The sequence below is a fragment of the Streptomyces nigrescens genome (assembly GCF_027626975.1).
In the GTDB taxonomy this organism is placed as follows: Bacteria; Actinomycetota; Actinomycetes; order Streptomycetales; family Streptomycetaceae; genus Streptomyces; species Streptomyces nigrescens.
Genome location: NZ_CP114203.1, coordinates 6,523,671 through 6,539,547 on the forward strand (window position 1 = coordinate 6,523,671; position 15,877 = coordinate 6,539,547).

Annotated in this window: 14 protein-coding genes and 1 pseudogene; 9 read left to right on the top strand and 6 right to left on the bottom strand. The window is 70.2% G+C overall.

Features of this window, described 5'->3' with window-relative positions:
- Positions 1–99 precede the first annotated feature (99 nt).
- From STRNI_RS28935 to STRNI_RS28945, 3 genes are all read left to right on the top strand, one after another.
- Positions 100–675, top strand: coding sequence for a TerD family protein (locus STRNI_RS28935; protein WP_018088037.1), 576 nt, complete (start codon positions 100–102; stop codon positions 673–675).
- Between the two features lie 52 nt (positions 676–727).
- Complete coding sequence (locus STRNI_RS28940; protein ID WP_018088036.1) at positions 728–1,867, top strand: DUF475 domain-containing protein; 1,140 nt, start codon at positions 728–730, stop codon at positions 1,865–1,867.
- A 98-nt stretch (positions 1,868–1,965) separates the two neighbouring features.
- Entirely contained in the window at positions 1,966–2,709 is a 744-nt protein-coding gene (locus STRNI_RS28945; RefSeq protein WP_026169350.1) for a TerD family protein, read from the top strand.
- A gap of 95 nt (positions 2,710–2,804) precedes the next feature.
- On the opposite strand, the gene STRNI_RS28950 is transcribed toward STRNI_RS28945, so the two are convergent.
- Positions 2,805–3,971, bottom strand: coding sequence for a TerD family protein (locus tag STRNI_RS28950; protein WP_277412290.1), 1,167 nt, complete (start codon positions 3,969–3,971; stop codon positions 2,805–2,807).
- A 217-nt stretch (positions 3,972–4,188) separates the two neighbouring features.
- On the opposite strand from STRNI_RS28950, the gene STRNI_RS28955 reads away from it, so the two are divergent.
- From STRNI_RS28955 to STRNI_RS28965, 3 genes are read left to right on the top strand one after another with little or no spacing between them, the layout of a single operon-like run.
- On the top strand, positions 4,189–5,361 hold the full coding sequence (locus tag STRNI_RS28955) for an HpcH/HpaI aldolase/citrate lyase family protein (protein ID WP_277412291.1): 1,173 nt from the start codon (positions 4,189–4,191) through the stop codon (positions 5,359–5,361).
- Between the two features lie 15 nt (positions 5,362–5,376).
- Complete coding sequence (locus tag STRNI_RS28960; RefSeq protein WP_277412292.1) at positions 5,377–7,998, top strand: phosphoribosyltransferase; 2,622 nt, start codon at positions 5,377–5,379, stop codon at positions 7,996–7,998.
- Positions 7,998–8,819 (top strand): HAD family hydrolase, encoded by an 822-nt coding sequence (locus tag STRNI_RS28965; protein ID WP_274735366.1) that lies wholly within the window; start codon positions 7,998–8,000, stop codon positions 8,817–8,819. Before STRNI_RS28960 ends, STRNI_RS28965 begins: the two co-directional genes overlap by 1 nt.
- Here the strand turns inward: STRNI_RS28965 and STRNI_RS28970 are convergent.
- Positions 8,785–9,420, bottom strand: a pseudogene (locus tag STRNI_RS28970) (DedA family protein); the annotation flags it as partial. The gene STRNI_RS28965 and the pseudogene STRNI_RS28970 overlap by 35 nt on opposite strands.
- A gap of 109 nt (positions 9,421–9,529) precedes the next feature.
- On the opposite strand from STRNI_RS28970, the gene STRNI_RS28975 reads away from it, so the two are divergent.
- The 3 genes from STRNI_RS28975 (at position 9,530) to STRNI_RS28985 (ending at position 12,229) form a co-directional block, all read left to right on the top strand.
- Complete coding sequence (locus STRNI_RS28975) at positions 9,530–10,669, top strand: sensor histidine kinase (RefSeq protein WP_174876398.1); 1,140 nt, start codon at positions 9,530–9,532, stop codon at positions 10,667–10,669.
- Complete coding sequence (locus tag STRNI_RS28980; RefSeq protein WP_026169347.1) at positions 10,660–11,319, top strand: response regulator; 660 nt, start codon at positions 10,660–10,662, stop codon at positions 11,317–11,319. The genes STRNI_RS28975 and STRNI_RS28980 overlap by 10 nt, the downstream gene beginning before the upstream one ends.
- A gap of 286 nt (positions 11,320–11,605) precedes the next feature.
- A complete protein-coding gene (locus STRNI_RS28985) occupies positions 11,606–12,229 on the top strand; it encodes an O-methyltransferase (RefSeq protein WP_174857791.1) in 624 nt (207 codons plus the stop codon).
- A gap of 60 nt (positions 12,230–12,289) precedes the next feature.
- On the opposite strand, the gene STRNI_RS28990 is transcribed toward STRNI_RS28985, so the two are convergent.
- From STRNI_RS28990 to dgoD, 4 genes are all read right to left on the bottom strand, one after another.
- Positions 12,290–12,505 carry an FmdB family zinc ribbon protein gene (locus tag STRNI_RS28990; protein ID WP_026169346.1) on the bottom strand — a complete coding sequence of 72 codons (216 nt, stop codon included), beginning with the start codon at positions 12,503–12,505 and terminating at the stop codon, positions 12,290–12,292.
- A gap of 25 nt (positions 12,506–12,530) precedes the next feature.
- A complete protein-coding gene (locus tag STRNI_RS28995) occupies positions 12,531–13,847 on the bottom strand; it encodes a sugar kinase (RefSeq protein ID WP_277412294.1) in 1,317 nt (438 codons plus the stop codon).
- Positions 13,835–14,455: a bifunctional 4-hydroxy-2-oxoglutarate aldolase/2-dehydro-3-deoxy-phosphogluconate aldolase gene (locus STRNI_RS29000; protein ID WP_018088024.1), complete on the bottom strand. Its 621-nt coding sequence runs from the start codon at positions 14,453–14,455 to the stop codon at positions 13,835–13,837. Before STRNI_RS29000 ends, STRNI_RS28995 begins: the two co-directional genes overlap by 13 nt.
- 249 nt (positions 14,456–14,704) lie before the next feature.
- Positions 14,705–15,850 (bottom strand): galactonate dehydratase, encoded by a 1,146-nt coding sequence (dgoD, locus tag STRNI_RS29005; protein ID WP_266446683.1) that lies wholly within the window; start codon positions 15,848–15,850, stop codon positions 14,705–14,707.
- Between the last annotated feature and the right edge of the window lie 27 nt (positions 15,851–15,877).

Genomic DNA, 15,877 nt, shown 5'->3' on the forward strand with positions numbered 1-15,877 from the left:
ACGTCCCTGTCCGGGGAGTGCGGCGCCGGACGCGCTTGAACGAGGGTGATGGGCCGCGCGCCGGGCGGGCCCGCACCGACACCGGGGAGGAAGCGAACGATGAGCGTCACGCTTGCCAAGGGGGGCAATGTCTCCCTGTCCAAGGCCGCTCCGAATCTCACGCAGATCATGGTCGGCCTCGGCTGGGACGCGCGGTCCACGACCGGAGCGCCGTTCGACCTGGACGCCAGCGCGCTGCTGTGCCAGGCGGGCCGGGTGCTGGGGGACGAGTACTTCGTCTTCTACAACAACCTCAAGAGCCCGGAGGGCTCCGTCGAGCACACCGGGGACAACCTCACCGGCGAAGGAGAGGGCGACGACGAGTCGCTCCTGGTGGATCTTTCGCAGGTGCCCGAGCAGGTCGACAAGATCGTCTTTCCGGTCTCGATCCATGAGGCCGATCTGCGTGGCCAGAGCTTCGGTCAGGTCAGCAATGCTTTTATCCGCATCGTCAATCAGGCCGACGGCAGCGAACTCGCCCGTTACGACCTCAGCGAGGACGCCTCCGGCGAAACCGCAATGATCTTCGGCGAGGTGTATCGCTACAAGGGTGAATGGAAGTTCCGGGCGGTGGGGCAGGGGTACGCGTCGGGTCTCCGGGGCATCGCCCTAGACTTCGGGGTCAACGTTTCGTAAAGCGCCGCGCGCTGCGCGCGGAGGACCCACACAGCGAGGGATTGGGTAGGCAGTGCTCCTGAAAACCTTTGGCTGGTCGTTCGCCATCACGGTGCTCGGCCTCGCCTTGGCGGGCGTGCTCTGGGGGTGGCAGGGGCTGGCGATTGTCGGGATCCTGTCCATCCTGGAGATCTCGCTCTCGTTCGACAATGCCGTCATCAACGCGGGCATCCTGCGCAAGATGAACGCCTTCTGGCAGAAGATCTTCCTTACGCTCGGCATCCTCATCGCTGTGTTCGGCATGCGAATGGTGTTCCCGGTCGTCATTGTCGCGGTCACCGCGAAGCTGGGGCCGATCGAGGCGGTCAACCTCGCCATCAGTGACAAGGCGCAATACGAGGAACTGGTCACCAGCGCTCATCCGGCCATCGCGGCCTTCGGCGGCATCTTCCTGCTGATGATCTTCCTCGACTTCATATTCGAGGACCGCGATTACAAGTGGCTGTCCTGGATCGAAAAGCCGATGGCCAAGATCGGCAAGCTGGACACGCTGTCCATCATCATCGCGCTGGTCGCCCTGCTGGTGAGCGCGATGACGGTGGCCACCAGCGTCGCGCACGGCGGCGGTGACAAGAGCGCCACGGTGCTGCTGTCCGGCGTCGCGGGCCTCATCACGTACCTCGTCGTCAGCGGCATCTCCGGCTTCTTCGAAGCCAAGCTGGAGGACGAGGTCGAGGACGAGGGCGAGGAGGCCGGCGAGGTCGCGGCGGCTCCCGCCACGAAGGGCAACGGCTCGGCCGTCGGTCTGGCCGGCAAGGCCGCGTTCTTCATGTTCCTCTACCTCGAGGTCATCGACGCGTCCTTCTCCTTCGACGGCGTCATCAGTGCCTTCGCCATCACCAACGACATCTTCATGATGGCGCTGGGTCTGGGCATCGGCGCGATGTACATCCGTTCTCTGACGGTCTTCCTGGTCCGCAAGGGGACCCTGGACGACTACGTCTACCTGGAGCATGGCGCCCACTACGCGATCGGCGCGCTGGCCGTCATCCTGCTCGTCACGATCAAGTACGAGGTCAACGAGGTCATCACCGGCCTGATCGGCGTTGTGCTGATCGCCCTCTCGTTCACCTCGTCCGTGATCCGGAACCGGCGGGAGGGCAAGCCCGGGGGCACCTCGGGCGAGAAGTCGGAAGTCGCGTCCGGAGTGTGACGCGGCGCTGATTGAGGAACGCTCTCTGCGGGGCGGCTCTGAGGTGCAGACCTCGGGCCGCCCCGTAGCAGTTGGGGCCGAGCGATGGGGTGGGCAAGGTGTCGTTCCTGGGGAACCTGTGGCGCGGTGGCGCGCGGAAGTTTGAATTCGACAGCGGTGGTGCGTCGTATGTCGTCGAGCTGACGAAGCGGAATCCGGTCGTCTCTCTGACCAAGCAGGGGGCCGCCACCGGGCATCTGCGGGTCAATCTGCACTGGCAGATGCGGACGTCCGACCTTCATGAACGGGGTGGGCAGGGCAAGGGCGGTCTGCTGCGGCATCCGGGCAAACTGTTCAAGCCCGAGGTCGTTCAGGCGCAGGGGCCGGCCGTGGTCAATGTCGACCTGGACCTGGCCTGTCTGTACGAACTCAAGGACGGCACCAGGGGCGTGGTGCAGCCGCTGGGCAACTTTCTCGGTGACCTGAACGGGCCGCCCTTCGTCAAGCTCAGTGGCGATGACCGTTTTGGTTCGGGTTCCGGCGAGACGCTCTACATCAACCTGGACCATCGCGATGAGATCAAGCGCATGCTGATCTTCGTCTACATCTACGACGGCACGCCCGCCTTCGACCGCACGCATGCGGTCGTGACGCTCTATCCGAGCAGCGGACCACGGGTGGAGGTCAAGCTGGACGAGCGGGCGTCACAGGCTCGCTCCTGCGCCGTCTTCATGCTGGAGAACGTCAAGGGCGAGCTGACGGTGCGCCGCGAGGTGAAGTACGTCTACGGCTTCCAGGCGGAGCTGGACCGGCTGTACGGCTGGGGGCTCCAGTGGGGGCGGGGCTACAAGACCAAGGTGTGAGCCGCCCCGAGCGGCGCGCGGCCTGTGCGGCGCGCCGCCGGGGTGTGCGTTGTCGGGGTGGGCGGTGGCGGTGGGAGGGATCCGCTGGATTGCCGCTAACGGCGCTGGAACTGCGGTCCCTGGGGCGGCAGGACGAAGGACGGGTCCGGCACGAAGGGCTGCTGCATCGGGTAGCCGTACGTCGAGGGGTGCGGCTGCGGCTGCGGAGCCCCGTACGCGGACGGCGGCTGCTGCGGGGGCTGGTACTGCGGCGGCGGCCCCGGGTAGCCGTAGGAGGGCTGGGCCGGGGGCTGCGTCGGCGGAGGCGGAACATGCTGCGGGTAGCCGTAGCCGCCGCCCGTGGGCGGGGGCGCCGCGGATGTCGCGGCGGCCGAGGGCAGTGGTGCGGCCGAGGGCAGCGGTGCGGACGAGGCCGGCTCCGGCAGCGCATCCGCCACATGCTGGGTGACGGCATCCGGGTCTGCCGCCGGGTAGGTCTGGGGGTCCGCCGCGGAGGGCGGGCCCGAGGCCTCTTCCGGCCAGGTGCTGGGCGGCGGGGTCGTGGGGGAGGCGGAGGGGCCGCTCGCCGGGCCGGTGGACTGGCTGTCGGTCGGGCCGGGGGTGGAGGGGCCGGGTTCGGCTTCCGGGGACGGCTCGGTGGCCGTCGTGGGCTCCGAGCCGGGCAATGCCGACACCGGCGCTTCCGGGGCCGGCGGAGCGGAGCGTCCGGCGGCGGCTTCGGTCTCGTCCACCGAGATCCCGAACTCGGTCGCCAGACCCACCAGTCCGGTCTCGTACCCCTGCCCCAGCGCACGGAACTTCCAGGTCTCGGCGCGCCGGTACAGCTCCCCGCAGATCAGGGCCGTCTCATCGCCCGTCTCGGGCACCACGTCGAAGACCGCGATCGGCTCGCCGTCGCCCGCCGCCGCGTCGTACAGCAGGACCTGCAGATCCGTGACGCCCGCGAAGGCGCCGCCGTCCGACGACGCGGCCAGCACGACCCGGTCCACCGCCGGATCCAGCGTCGCCAGATCCGCCTCGATGGTGTCGGTCAGCTTGTCGGCGAGCCGGGTCTTGGGCAGGTGCCGCACCAAGCCGCTGGGGTGGCGTGGTTGGTTGTAGAAGACGAAGTCCTCGTCGGAGCGCACGCATCCCTCGGCTCCCACCAACAGGGCCGAGGCATCGACATCGGGGACACCGGCGCCGGGCGTCCAGCGCAGGACGGCCCGGACAGCCGTGGCATCGAGGGGTACGTTCGACCCTTTCAGCATCGCGTGCGTCATGCCGTAATCCTGCCTTCCCTGAGGTCGCAGGGACAACGCGGGGCCCCGGAGCGGTGCAGACTCTGCGAATGCGGACACCTGGGCGCCTCGTGGGGGTTACGTGATTTTCATGCACGCGGGAACTAACCACACCCCCGCGCACGTACGATTACCGGCTGGATCCAGACAGCGAGACGTAGCGGGGGTGCCCGGGTCCCGCAGGTAGACGGGGAGTTATATGCGGCATTTTGGGTACCTTGCGCCCGACGTCCGGAAGACGCTGTTCCACCAGGAGCCGGTGGAGTTCACCGCCGATTCTCCCTCCCGCACGCTCGCGGTCGCCTTGGGGGCCACGCTCTACAGCCCCGCCACCCGCCCGCGCCTCGCCGCTGACGTCCTCAAACAGGCGGGGCGGGGCGTGATGTCCATGGTGCTGTGCCTCGAGGACTCCATAGGGGACGCGGATGTCGAGGCCGGCGAGGAGAACCTCGTGCGGCAGCTCGCTCTTCTCGACGAGGCGGCCGCCGCCGGCACCGGCCTCCCGCTGCTCTTCGTCCGCGTCCGCACCCCCGGCCAAATTCCGGACCTGGTGCGCCGCATGGGAACCGCCGTCCACAGACTGTCTGGATTTGTACTTCCGAAATTCACCGAGGACCGCGGGGTCCCGTTCCTCGAAGCGCTGAGCACGGCCGAGTCCGTCTGCTCCCGCCGGCTCTTTGCCATGCCGGTTCTGGAGTCTCCCGAGCTGCTGCATCTGGAGAGCCGCGCCGAGACTCTCCAGGGCATCGCCAGGACCGTCGACAAATACCGGGACCGGGTGCTTGCCCTGCGGCTCGGCGTCACGGACTTCTGCTCCGCCTACGGTCTGCGCAGACCGCCCGACATGACGGCATACGACGTCCAGATCGTCGCCTCCGTGATCTCCGATGTGGTGAATGTCTTCGGACGGGCGGACGGCACGGGCTTCACGGTCACCGGCCCGGTGTGGGAGTACTTCCGGCTGCATGAGCGGATGTTCAAGCCGCAGCTGCGGCGCAGCCCGTTCCTCGGACGCGCCGAGGAACTGCGGACGGCACTGATCGAGCACGATATGGACGGCCTGCTGCGCGAGATCGAACTCGACCGCGCGAACGGCCTGCAGGGCAAGACCTGCATCCACCCCTCGCATGTCGCACCGGTGCACGCCCTCTCGGTCGTCAGTCATGAGGAGTTCAGCGACGCGGTCGACATCCTGCGGCCCGAACGGGGCGACGGTGGGGTGCTGCGCTCCTCGTACACGAACAAGATGAACGAGGTGAAGCCGCATCGCGCCTGGGCCGAGCGGACCCTGCTGCGCGCCGAGGCGTTCGGGGTCGCCCGGGAGGGCATCGGTTTCGTGGAGCTGCTGACGGCGAGCGTGCCGCAGAGCTGACATGCAGTGATCGATATGAACGATTCGAAGGAGGAGACGGAACGCGTGGTCTGGACAGGAGAATGGGTCGCCGGTCGGCTCGGGGTCTCGCTGAGCGGCGGGGACGAGCTGCCGGAACTGCTCGGGCTCGCGCTGCGGCGCAACCCCAAGCGGGCCCATCTGCTCGTGTCGAACGTGCTCGGGAAGCATGTGCCACAGCGACCGGGCGTGGTCCATGGCGCCGGCTTCGGGCTGGGGCGCCGAGTGCGGAAGCTGCTGGGCGACGAGGCCGCCGCCCGCTCCGTCGTCCTGGGCTACGCCGAGACCGCCACCGGCCTGGGACATTCGGTGGCCGACGGCCTGGCCCTCGCGCCGTATCTGCACTCCACCCGCCGCCCGGTGACCGGTGTGGCGCAGGTGGGTGGGTTCGAGGAGGAGCACAGTCATGCCACCTCCCATCTGCTGCTCCCCGAGAATCGCGAACTCCTTTCGGGGGACGGGCCGTTGGTGCTCGTCGATGACGAGTTCTCCACCGGCAGGACCGTCTTGAACACCATCAAGGCGCTGCATGCGCGCTTCCCGCGCGAGCGGTACGTGGTCGTCGCCCTGGTCGACATGCGCTCCGACGCGGACCGCGGCCATCTGGAGAAGTTCGCGGCGGAACTGGGCGCCCGCGTCGACCTCGTCGCACTGGCCGCGGGCGGTGTACGCCTGCCCGAGGATGTCCTGGCACGCGGCCAGGAACTCGTCGCCGCACACGAGGCCGTTACGGCACAGGGGCCGGCGGCTGCCCCGGAGAGCGCGTCGGAGCCTGCGGGCGACGAGCAGAATGCGGCAGGCGCTCCGGCGGTGCCCGACGGCCGCGGTGCGGACGTCGTACGGGTCGACCTCGGCTGGCCCGCCGGCCTGCCGGACGGTGGGCGGCACGGCTTCACACCGGCGCACCGCGCCCGACTGGAGGCCGGGCTGCCGGGTATGGCGGCCCGGATAGCACAGCGGCTGGACGGTGCCCGCCGCGTCCTCGTCCTCGGCAACGAGGAGTTGATGTACGCGCCGCTGCGGATAGCCGAGGCTCTGGACGCCCTTGTCACTGGGGAAGGGGACAGTGCCGAGGCGACGCCGGCCCGTGACGGTATCGGGGCGGCGGACGGTGCCCTCGCACCGCGGGACGGTCAGCCGTCCGCGTCGACCAGCGGCGCGGGCGTCTTCTTCTCCACCACGACCCGGTCGCCGGTGCTCGCCGTCGATGACCCCGGTTACGCGATACGGACCCGGCTGTCCTTCCCCGCCCACGACGATCCCGCCGACGGACCGGGGGAGCGCTACGCCTACAACGTCGCGGCCGGCACCGACCCGGAACGCCGCTTCGACGCCATCGTGGCCGTCGTGGACTCGCACGGTGACCTCCCCGCACTGCATGCCGCCGACGGTCTGCTGAACCGGCTCGCCGAGCACACCGACCGACTGCTGCTCGCCGTCATCCCCTCGTACGCCCCGCGACCACAGGCCGGACCCATGCCCCTCCCCGAGCCGCTGCGCGGCCCCGCCTTCTCCTCCTACACCGCCGACGAGGTCGGCTGGCTGCTGCAGGACCTCTCCGACATCACCCTGGAAGCGCCGACCGAGGAACGCGAGGAGGCGATTCAGCGCGGCGGCGCTCACTACGCGGAGTCGCTGCCCGTCGAATACCAGCCGACCGAGGAGTACCAGGCGCTGTTTCACAGCGCGCTGCGGACCTCCGCGAGCCGGATCGCGCGGGCTGTCGGGACCGTCACCGAGACCGTGCTCGCCGAACGCAGTCCACGTCCCGTGCTGGTGTCGCTGGCGCGGGCGGGCACACCCGTCGGGGTGCTGATGCGTCGCTGGGCGCGGCATGCGCACGGCCTGGAACTGCCGCACTACGCGGTCTCGATCGTCCGCGGCCGGGGGATCGACACCACGGCGCTCCGGTGGCTGGCCGCTCATCACGATCCGGCGGATGTCGTCTTCGTGGACGGCTGGACCGGCAAGGGTGCCATCACTCGCGAACTCGCCCAGGCGTTGGAGGACTTCCCGGGCTTCGACCCGCGGATCGCCGTGCTCGCCGACCCGGGCGGCTGCGTCGAGACCTACGGCACCCGCGACGACTTCCTCGTCCCGTCCGCCTGCCTCAACTCCACCGTCTCCGGCCTCATATCGCGCACCGTCCTGCGAGACGACCTCGTGGGCCCGGACGACTTCCACGGCGCGAAGTTCTACCGCGATCTGGCCCCGACCGATGTATCGCGAGCCTTCCTGGACGCGGTCAGCGCGCGCTTCGACGAGGTCGCCCTGGACGTCGCCGAAGAGGTGAAGGAACTGGTCGCCGCCGACCGGGCACCCACCTGGGAAGGCTGGGCGGCCGTCGAGCGGATCAGCGAGGAATACGGCATCCACGACGTGAACCTCGTGAAGCCCGGTGTCGGTGAGACCACACGCGTACTGCTGCGCCGGGTCCCCTGGAAGATCCTGGCCCGACGGGGTGCCGGGACCGATCTCGATCATGTGCGCCTCCTGGCGGAACAACGAGGCGTGCCCGTCGAAGAGGTCGACGAACTGCCCTATACCTGTGTCGGTTTGATCCACCCCCGCTTCACTCGCGGGGCCACGGGTGCTGACGGCAAGGCGGTGGCCTCCTGATGAGCGCCATCATCGCCAGCGACCTCGACCGCACCCTGATCTATTCGGCCGCCGCGCTGGGCCTCGCCATGCCCGACGCGGAAGCCCCCAGGCTCCTGTGCGTGGAGACCTATGAGCGCAAGCCGCTGTCCTTTATGACGGAGACGGCCGCCGGGCTGCTCGCCGAACTGGCGGGCAAGACCACCTTTGTGCCGACCACCACCCGCACCCGGGAGCAGTACGGCCGCATCCATCTCCCGGGGCCGGCACCGGAGTTCGCCATCTGCGCCAATGGCGGCCATCTGCTCGTACTCGGCGAGTCGGACCCGGACTGGCAGCGCACCGTCACCGAGCGGCTCGCCGCGCACTGCGCGCCCCTGGACGAGATCCGCGCACATCTCGTCCGCACCGCCGACCCGGCCTGGCTGCTCAAGGAGCGTGCCGCAGAAGACCTCTTCGCCTATCTCGTCGTGGAGCGGCCGCTGCTGCCGGACACCTGGGTGAAGGACCTCGCCGGCTGGGCGGACGAACGCGGCTGGACCGTCTCCCTGCAGGGCCGCAAGATCTATGCCGTGCCGAAGCCGCTGACCAAGAGCGCAGCCGTGGCGGAGGTGGCGCGCCGCACCGGGGCGTCCGAGATCCTCGCGGCCGGCGATTCCCTCCTCGACGCCGATCTGCTGCTGGCCGCGGACCGCGGGTGGCGGCCCGGACACGGGGAGCTGGCGGACTCCGGCTGGCAGGCCCCCCACGTCATCGCGCTCGATGAGCGGGGTGTCGCCGCGGGCGAAGAGATCGTGCGGGCCTTCATCCGCGGCGCCGTGCCCCCGGGCCGCTCCTGCTGACACGGACAACGACAAAGGCCGCCACCGCCAGCGCAGTTGCCACCAGGACCACCTTCGAATAGACGTCCACATACCCCGTCACCTCCTCCCAGTTGTCGCCGAGCAGATAGCCGGCGAGGACAAAGATCGCGTTCCAGATGAAGCTGCCGAGGGTGGTCAGGGCGAGAAAGACCGGCACCCGCATGCGCTCGATTCCGGCGGGTATCGAGATGAAGCTGCGGAAGAGGGGAATCATCCGGCCGAAGAACACCGCCTTCGTGCCGTGCCGCCGGAACCAGCGCTCTGTCTTCTCGATGTCCGACACCTTGACCAGCGGCAGCTTCGACGCGATCGCGACCGTACGCTCGCGCCCGAGCAACGCGCCCGCGCCGTACAGCGCCAGGGCGCCGGTTACCGAGCCGAGGGTCGTCCACGCGAGCGCGGACGCGAGATGCATGCTGCCGCGGGCGGCGGCGAAGCCCGCCAGCGGCAGGATCACCTCGCTCGGCAGCGGCGGGAAGAGATTCTCTGCGGTGATGGCCACACCCGCGCCGGGCGCGCCGAGCGCGTCCATGAGGTCGGTGATCCAGCCGGGTGCGGTGCTTCCGATGCTCTCGATCATGTTTTCAACGCTATGAATTCTCGCCTTGCGGCACATTGCGGTATACCGCACGAAAGACTGCGGTTTTCCGCAGTGTGCGCGGACGCACGGTGCGGCTAGCGTTTTGATCATGTTGGGAATTGCGCGGCGCGGATTGCGCCTGGCGACAGGTCTGGTGCTCGGTGCCGTGATCGCGGCGGCCGAGCTCCCTTTCGTCCTGCTCTCCGGCCTCTCCCTGCTGTGCGTCTTCGCCTGGCCGCGCGGCCGCCGCGCGGTCCTCAAGCCCGTGACCGCCGCCGCACGGGTCCTGACCGAGACCCATCGACGCCGCCTCCGCGTCTATGTCGCGGCCGACACCTCGGACGCGTACGCGGACCACCGAGCCCTGCAATATCTGTCCCTGCGCTGGGGGTTGGGCCTGCTGGGCGCTCTCGTCCTGGGCGCGGCGCTGATCGGAGTGGCGTACGGCATCTCCTGGATCTTCATCCTGCTGCTCACCGACGTCCGCCATCCCGGCACCCTCGCGCTGTCGAGCATCGGCGGCCTCTTCCTCCTCTTCCTCAGCCTGCAGGGCACCTTCGGAGTCGCAGGGCTGGAGGCCAGGCTCGCGCAGTATTACCTCGGCCCCAGCCACCACGAGGAGCTGGAGCGCCGCATCGAGCAGCTGGCCGCCAGCCGCGCCGGCGTCATCGCCGCGGTCAACGATGAGCGACGCCGTATCGAACGCGATCTGCACGACGGTGTGCAGCAGCGGCTGGTGGCCCTGGGAATGCTGCTCGGCCGCGCGCTGCGCAGCCAGGACGCGCAGCGCGCGGAACAACTCCTGCGCCAGGCCCACGAAGAGAGCGGCCGGGCCCTGACCGAGCTGCGTGAGGTGGCCTGGCGGGTCTATCCGACGGTGCTGGATGAAGCAGGGCTGCGCGCCGCCTTGGAAACGGTCGCCGAACGCTCGGCCATCCCCGTATGCCTCGACTACGAACTTGCCACCGAACCCGACACCGCCGTGGCAACGGTCGCCTACTTCGTGGTCTCCGAAGCCGTCACCAACGCCGTCAAGCATTCCGGCGCCGGACGGATAGCGGTCCGCGTCGCCCCTGGCGAGGACGCCGTGCTCGTGTGTATCGAGGACGACGGACCGGGCGGCGCGGATTCCTCCGGCAGCGGCCTGTTCGGGCTGGCCCGCCGGGTCGCCGCCCTCGACGGCCGGTTCCGGGTGGACAGCCCGGCCGGCGGACCGACCATCATCACCGCGGAGTTGCCGTGCGCGTAGTGCTGGCCGACGATTCGACCCTGTTGCGGGAGGGCCTGGTGCGCCTCCTCGCCGAGGAGGGGCACGAGGTGGCGGCCGCGGTCGGCGACGCCGATCAGCTGATCGCCGTGCTGGAGCAGGCGGCGGAGCAGGACGAGAAGCCGGACGCGGTGGTTGTGGACGTCCGTATGCCACCCACGCACACCGATGAGGGGCTGCGTGCCGCCGTGCAGATACGGGAGCGCTGGCCCGATATCGGCGTGCTGGTGCTCTCGCAGTATGTCGAGCGCCGCTATGCGACGGAGCTGCTGACCGATGACAGCGAGGGGGTGGGCTATCTGCTCAAGGACCGGGTGGTCCAGGTGGACGAGTTCCTGGACGCGCTGGAGCGGGTGAGCAGCGGACAGGCCGCCTTCGACCCCGAAGTCGTACGGCAGCTGCTGATGCGCAGCCGCCGCTCGGATCCGCTGGGCACGCTGACCGCACGCGAGCAGGAGGTGCTCCGGGAGATGGCGCAGGGCCACACCAATGCGGCAATCGCCGTCCGGCTGCACATCTCGCAGAGCGCCGTGGAGAAGCACATCAACGCGATCTTCGACAAGCTCGATCTGATCGGCACTTCCGGATATTCACGCCGGGTCCTGGCGGTGTTGCGGTACTTGGGGACATGAGACCGGGGATGTCCGACCGGTGAGGCGAGATGTGAGGGACGGGGGATACGGAGGTCCAACCGGCGCCGGGGGGCCCATGGGGCGCCCCTCGCCGCTGAGCAGTCCATGGGCAACGTCTGAGTGACGGCTCGTCGAGGGAGGGGGAAATCAACGACCGGTTGGCGACGAGCTCGACTAGTCTCGCCGAGGCGGTTGGCTGCACCGTCCGGTGACCGGCCGAGACCGCGATCCTTGATCAAGAGGAGAGCCAGTGGCTGAGTCCAAGAGCACGCCGATCACAGCGGAGATGTACGAGTACGTCCTCGCCCACAACCCGCCCTTGAACGCCGCGCAGCGGGACATCGTGGAGCTCACACACCAACAGTTCCCCGAGGCCGCGGGGATGCAGTCGGCGGAGGAGCAAGGGCCGCTGCTTGCGTTCCTGGTGCGGCTGACCGGGGCTCGGCAGGTCGTCGAGGTAGGGACGTTCACCGGTTTCTCGGCGCTGTCCATGGCGCAGGCGATGCCCGCGGACGGCACGCTGATCGCGTGCGATGTCTCCGAGGAGTGGACGGCCTACGGCCGGGAGGCCTGGGCGAAGGCCGGTGTCGCCGACCGTATCGATCTGCGGATCGCGCCCGCGCTGGAAACGCTGCGGGCGATGCCGGCCGAGCCGCATATCGACCTCGCGTATCTCGACGCCGACAAGGGCGGCTATATCGCCTACTGGGAGGAGCTGGTGCCCCGGCTGCGGCCGGGAGGTCTGATCGTCGCTGACAACGTCCTGTACCACGGGGAGGTCGCCGACCCGGCGGCCACCGGGTCCGCCCTGGCGATCAGGGCCTTCAACGACCATGTGCTGGCGGACCCCCGTATGGAGGCGGTGATTCTCACCGTGGCGGACGGGGTGACGCTGGCGCGCAAGAGGTAGCGGCCCAGGCCTCCGCCCCCAGGCCTTGGCCCCCAGGACATGGTGCCGCCCAATACTGCCCTATCCGCAGCAGCCGCCTCCGCAGCAACCGCCGCCCCCACCGCTCGGGGCACGGGCGGGGGCGGTCGCGGAGCCACCGACGGCGACCGTGGAGAGGAGCTTCACGGTGTCCTCGTGGCCCTCGGGGCAGACGGCCGGGGCGGAGGACTCGGCCATCGGCCGGTTCAGCTCGAAGGTGGAGCCACAGGGGCGGCACCGGTATTCGTAACGAGGCATGGGCACAGGTTAGCCGTGGCGCCGCTCAGCGCACGACGGTGCCGGGCGGCGCGCCCAGCATGCCCAGCTCCGCGCGGGTCGGCGCGCCCTCCCAGTCGCCGGGCGACGCGACCGCGAACGCTCCGGTGGTGACGGCCCGCTCCAGGCGTCCGGCCGGCCCTTCGCCGTCCAGCAGCGCCGACAGATAGCCCGCCACGAAGGCGTCACCGGCGCCCACGGCGTCCACGGCCCGTACCGGTTTGGCGGGCTGGTGGAGGGAGCCGCCGTGGGTGAAGGCCGTCGCCCCCTCCGCACCGAGTTTGACCACGACCTCGCCGACCCCCTGGTCCAGCAGGAGGCGGGCCTGCGCCGCCACGGTGGCCGCGGGGTCGCCCGTGACCTCCTGAGGGGGGAGGGGAATGGCACCACCGCACGCCCCCGCGCCCCCGGCCACGGTGGCCTCCTCCGGCTCCGATGCCCAACGAGCCAGGCCCCCGTCGGCACCCAGGCCCCCGTCGGCCCACTCGGCACCCATGCCCGCGCCGGCCCCCTCGGCCCTCAGGCCCTCGTTGGCCCCGGTGGTCCCCTTGGCCCCCTGGCTCCCCTCGCCCCCACCCGGCGAGCCCTCCCCGCCCCCGTCCCCGCTTCCAGGCAGGCACAGCGGCAGCTCGTCATCGGAGGCGATCAGCACATCCACGAAGGGAATCCACTCGCGAAGGACTTCGGCAGCCGCTTCGGCGGTCCACAGGCGAGCGCGGAAGTTGACATCGAGGCACACCAACGAGCCGGATTCCCGGGACAGTTGGAGGACGAGCCCGGCCGCCGCGCGGGCCGTGGGGCTGAGGGACGGAGTGATGCCCGTCAGATGCAGGACGCGGGGCGGGGCGGCGGAGAAGGCGCGCTGGATCACGTCAGCGCCGATCCGGGAGCCGGCCGATCCCGCACGGTAGTAGTGCACCCGGGTGACCTCGGGCAGTCGCGGCTCGAAGAGGAGCAGTCCGGTCGGAGCGCCGGGGTCGGTCGAGGCGCCGGACACCCCGACGCCCTCGGCGCGCAGCGTACGCAGCACCAGTTGTCCGGCCTCGTCCTCGCCGACCGCGCCCGCCCAGCGGACGTCGTGCCCGAGCCGGGCCAGCCCGATCGCGACATTGCTTTCCGCCCCGGCGATGGAGACGTTCATCGTGCCGCCGAGCTTCAGCGGGCCGCTGCCCCGTAGGGCGACCATGGTCTCGCCAAACGTGAAGACGTCCGGGCGCCCCGGTTGCCCGGGAAGCAGCGGGCGACCGGGTGTCGCCCCGGCGCGGGGAGCGCCGCGCTGGTCCTCGCTGCCCGCGGCAGCAGGCTGCCCCGTCATCGTGCGCACGCCGCCTTGAACTCCGCCGCGCGCTTGCGCAGCCCGTCCAGGTCGCCGCCGTCCGCCGCGTCCCCGACCAGCGGCGAGCCGACGCCCACCGCCACCGCTCCGGCGGCGAAGTACGCCGGCGCGGCGGCCGCGTCCACCCCGCCGACCGGCACGAACGGCAGCTCGGGGAAGGGCGCGCGGAGCGCCTGCAGATACCCGGGCCCGCCGACGGACGCCGGAAACAGCTTCAGAGCCGAGACGCCCAGCGCATCGGCCGCGATCACCTCGGACGGCGTCAGCACCCCCGCGAGCGTCGAGAGACCCTGACGTACGGATTCCTCCAGACCGGCCCCCAGGCCGGGCGTGACGATGAGATTGGCCCCGGCCTCGGCGGCGCGCCGGGCGTCGGAAGCGGTCAGGACGGTGCCGGCGCCGAGCCAGGCCGCATCGCCGAGCTCGGCACGCGCCCGTCGGATGACGGTGAGGGCGTCGTGTCCGCTGAGTGAGACCTCGATCAGCGGAAGGCCTGCCTCCGCAAGCGCCATGACCGTACGGAAAGACGCCTCCGCATCCCTGCCCCGGATGATGGCGACCAGCCGCTCGGTCCGGAGCGCTGTGCTGAAGTCCATGGCGTTCCTGCTTTCTCCTGCTCCCCGCCGCGTGCGTAGAGCGCGACCGGGCCGTTCGGGCGCACGGGTGACAGCACTGATTATTCCGGGCCGGGTGTAAGGGGCGTGTGGGGTGTGGAGCGTGGGACGGGTGTGGCCATGGGGTATGGCGGCTCGGGTGTGGCGATGAGGTTGGGCGGCTCGGATGTGGCCTGCGCATCGTCGCCGGACCGAGCCGGAGCGGTCGGCGGCCTCCGCGTGCCCGCCCCTTCACCACTCGGCGAACGCACCGTCCTCATGGCGCCACACGGGGTTCCGCCAGGCGTGCCCCCGCTGATCCGCCGCCCGCACGGCGGCCTCGTCCACCTCCACGCCGAGACCGGGGCGCTCGGTCCGCAGCAGGGAGCCGCCGTCGAAGCGGAACGGCTCGGGATCCACGACATAGTCCAGCAGCTCGGCTCCCTGGTTGTAGTGGATCCCGATGGACTGTTCCTGGATGAGGAAGTTCGGGGTGGTGAAGGCGACTTGGAGGCTGGCGGCCAGGGCGACCGGGCCGAGGGGACAGTGCGGGGCGAGCTGCGCCCCGTACGCCTCCGCGAGCGCGGCGATCCGGCGCAGCTCGGAGATGCCGCCCGCATGCGAGATGTCGGGCTGGAGGATCGCCACGCCGGCTTGCAGCGGAGCCAGGAACTCTCGCCGGGTGAAGAGACGTTCACCGAGTGCGAGGGGGATGGGAGAGGCGTTCACGAGGTCGGGGAGGGCATGCAGGAATTCGCAGAGGACGGGTTCCTCGACGAACATCGGTGCGTAGTCGGCGAGCAGGGGGAGGAGCCTGCGGGCGTTGGCGGGCGAGACGCGGCCGTGGAAGTCGAGGCCGAAGTCCCGTTCGTCACCGAGGACTTCGCGCGCGGTCTCGGCGCGCAGCAGACATTCCCGCACTTCGGCGCGGGTCGCCACCGGCGTCATCCTGCCGCAGCCGTTCATCTTGACGGCGGTGAAGCCCGCCTCGGTCTGCGCGGTGACCGCGTCGCGGATGGCGTGTGGTTCATCGCCGCCCACCCATGCGTAGGCGCGGATCTTCTCGCGGACCGGCCCGCCGAGCAGCTGGTGGACGGGGACCCCGTGCCGCTTCCCTTTGATGTCCCACAGCGCCTGGTCCAGACCGGCGACGGCGGAGGACAGGACGGGCCCGCCGCGGTAGAAGCCGCCCTTGGTCATGACCTGCCAGTGGTCCTCGATGCGCGCCGGATCCTGCCCCAGGAGGTACTCGGACAGCACCTCCACGGCCGCCCTGACCGGCTCGGCCCGCCCCTCGACCACCGGCTCGCCCCAGCCCACGACGCCCTCATCGGTCTCCACCCGTACGAACATCCAGCGCGGCGGGGCGAGGAAGGTCTCGATGCGGCTGATCTTCATGGACCGGTCCGTCCTTTCGTCGTGCGG

What these genes read in the sequence shown, in the direction of transcription:
- STRNI_RS28965 (WP_274735366.1), top strand. Translation starts at nt 7,998, where the DNA reads ATGAGCGCCATCATCGCCAGCGACCTCGACCGCACCCTGATCTATTCG.
- STRNI_RS28955 (WP_277412291.1), top strand. Translation starts at nt 4,189, where the DNA reads ATGCGGCATTTTGGGTACCTTGCGCCCGACGTCCGGAAGACGCTGTTC.
- STRNI_RS28975 (WP_174876398.1), top strand. Translation starts at nt 9,530, where the DNA reads ATGTTGGGAATTGCGCGGCGCGGATTGCGCCTGGCGACAGGTCTGGTG.
- STRNI_RS28950 (WP_277412290.1), bottom strand. Translation starts at nt 3,971, where the DNA reads ATGACGCACGCGATGCTGAAAGGGTCGAACGTACCCCTCGATGCCACG.
- STRNI_RS28935 (WP_018088037.1), top strand. Translation starts at nt 100, where the DNA reads ATGAGCGTCACGCTTGCCAAGGGGGGCAATGTCTCCCTGTCCAAGGCC.
- STRNI_RS28990 (WP_026169346.1), bottom strand. Translation starts at nt 12,505, where the DNA reads ATGCCTCGTTACGAATACCGGTGCCGCCCCTGTGGCTCCACCTTCGAG.
- STRNI_RS29000 (WP_018088024.1), bottom strand. Translation starts at nt 14,455, where the DNA reads ATGGACTTCAGCACAGCGCTCCGGACCGAGCGGCTGGTCGCCATCATC.
- dgoD (WP_266446683.1), bottom strand. Translation starts at nt 15,850, where the DNA reads ATGAAGATCAGCCGCATCGAGACCTTCCTCGCCCCGCCGCGCTGGATG.
- STRNI_RS28985 (WP_174857791.1), top strand. Translation starts at nt 11,606, where the DNA reads ATGTACGAGTACGTCCTCGCCCACAACCCGCCCTTGAACGCCGCGCAG.
- STRNI_RS28960 (WP_277412292.1), top strand. Translation starts at nt 5,377, where the DNA reads ATGAACGATTCGAAGGAGGAGACGGAACGCGTGGTCTGGACAGGAGAA.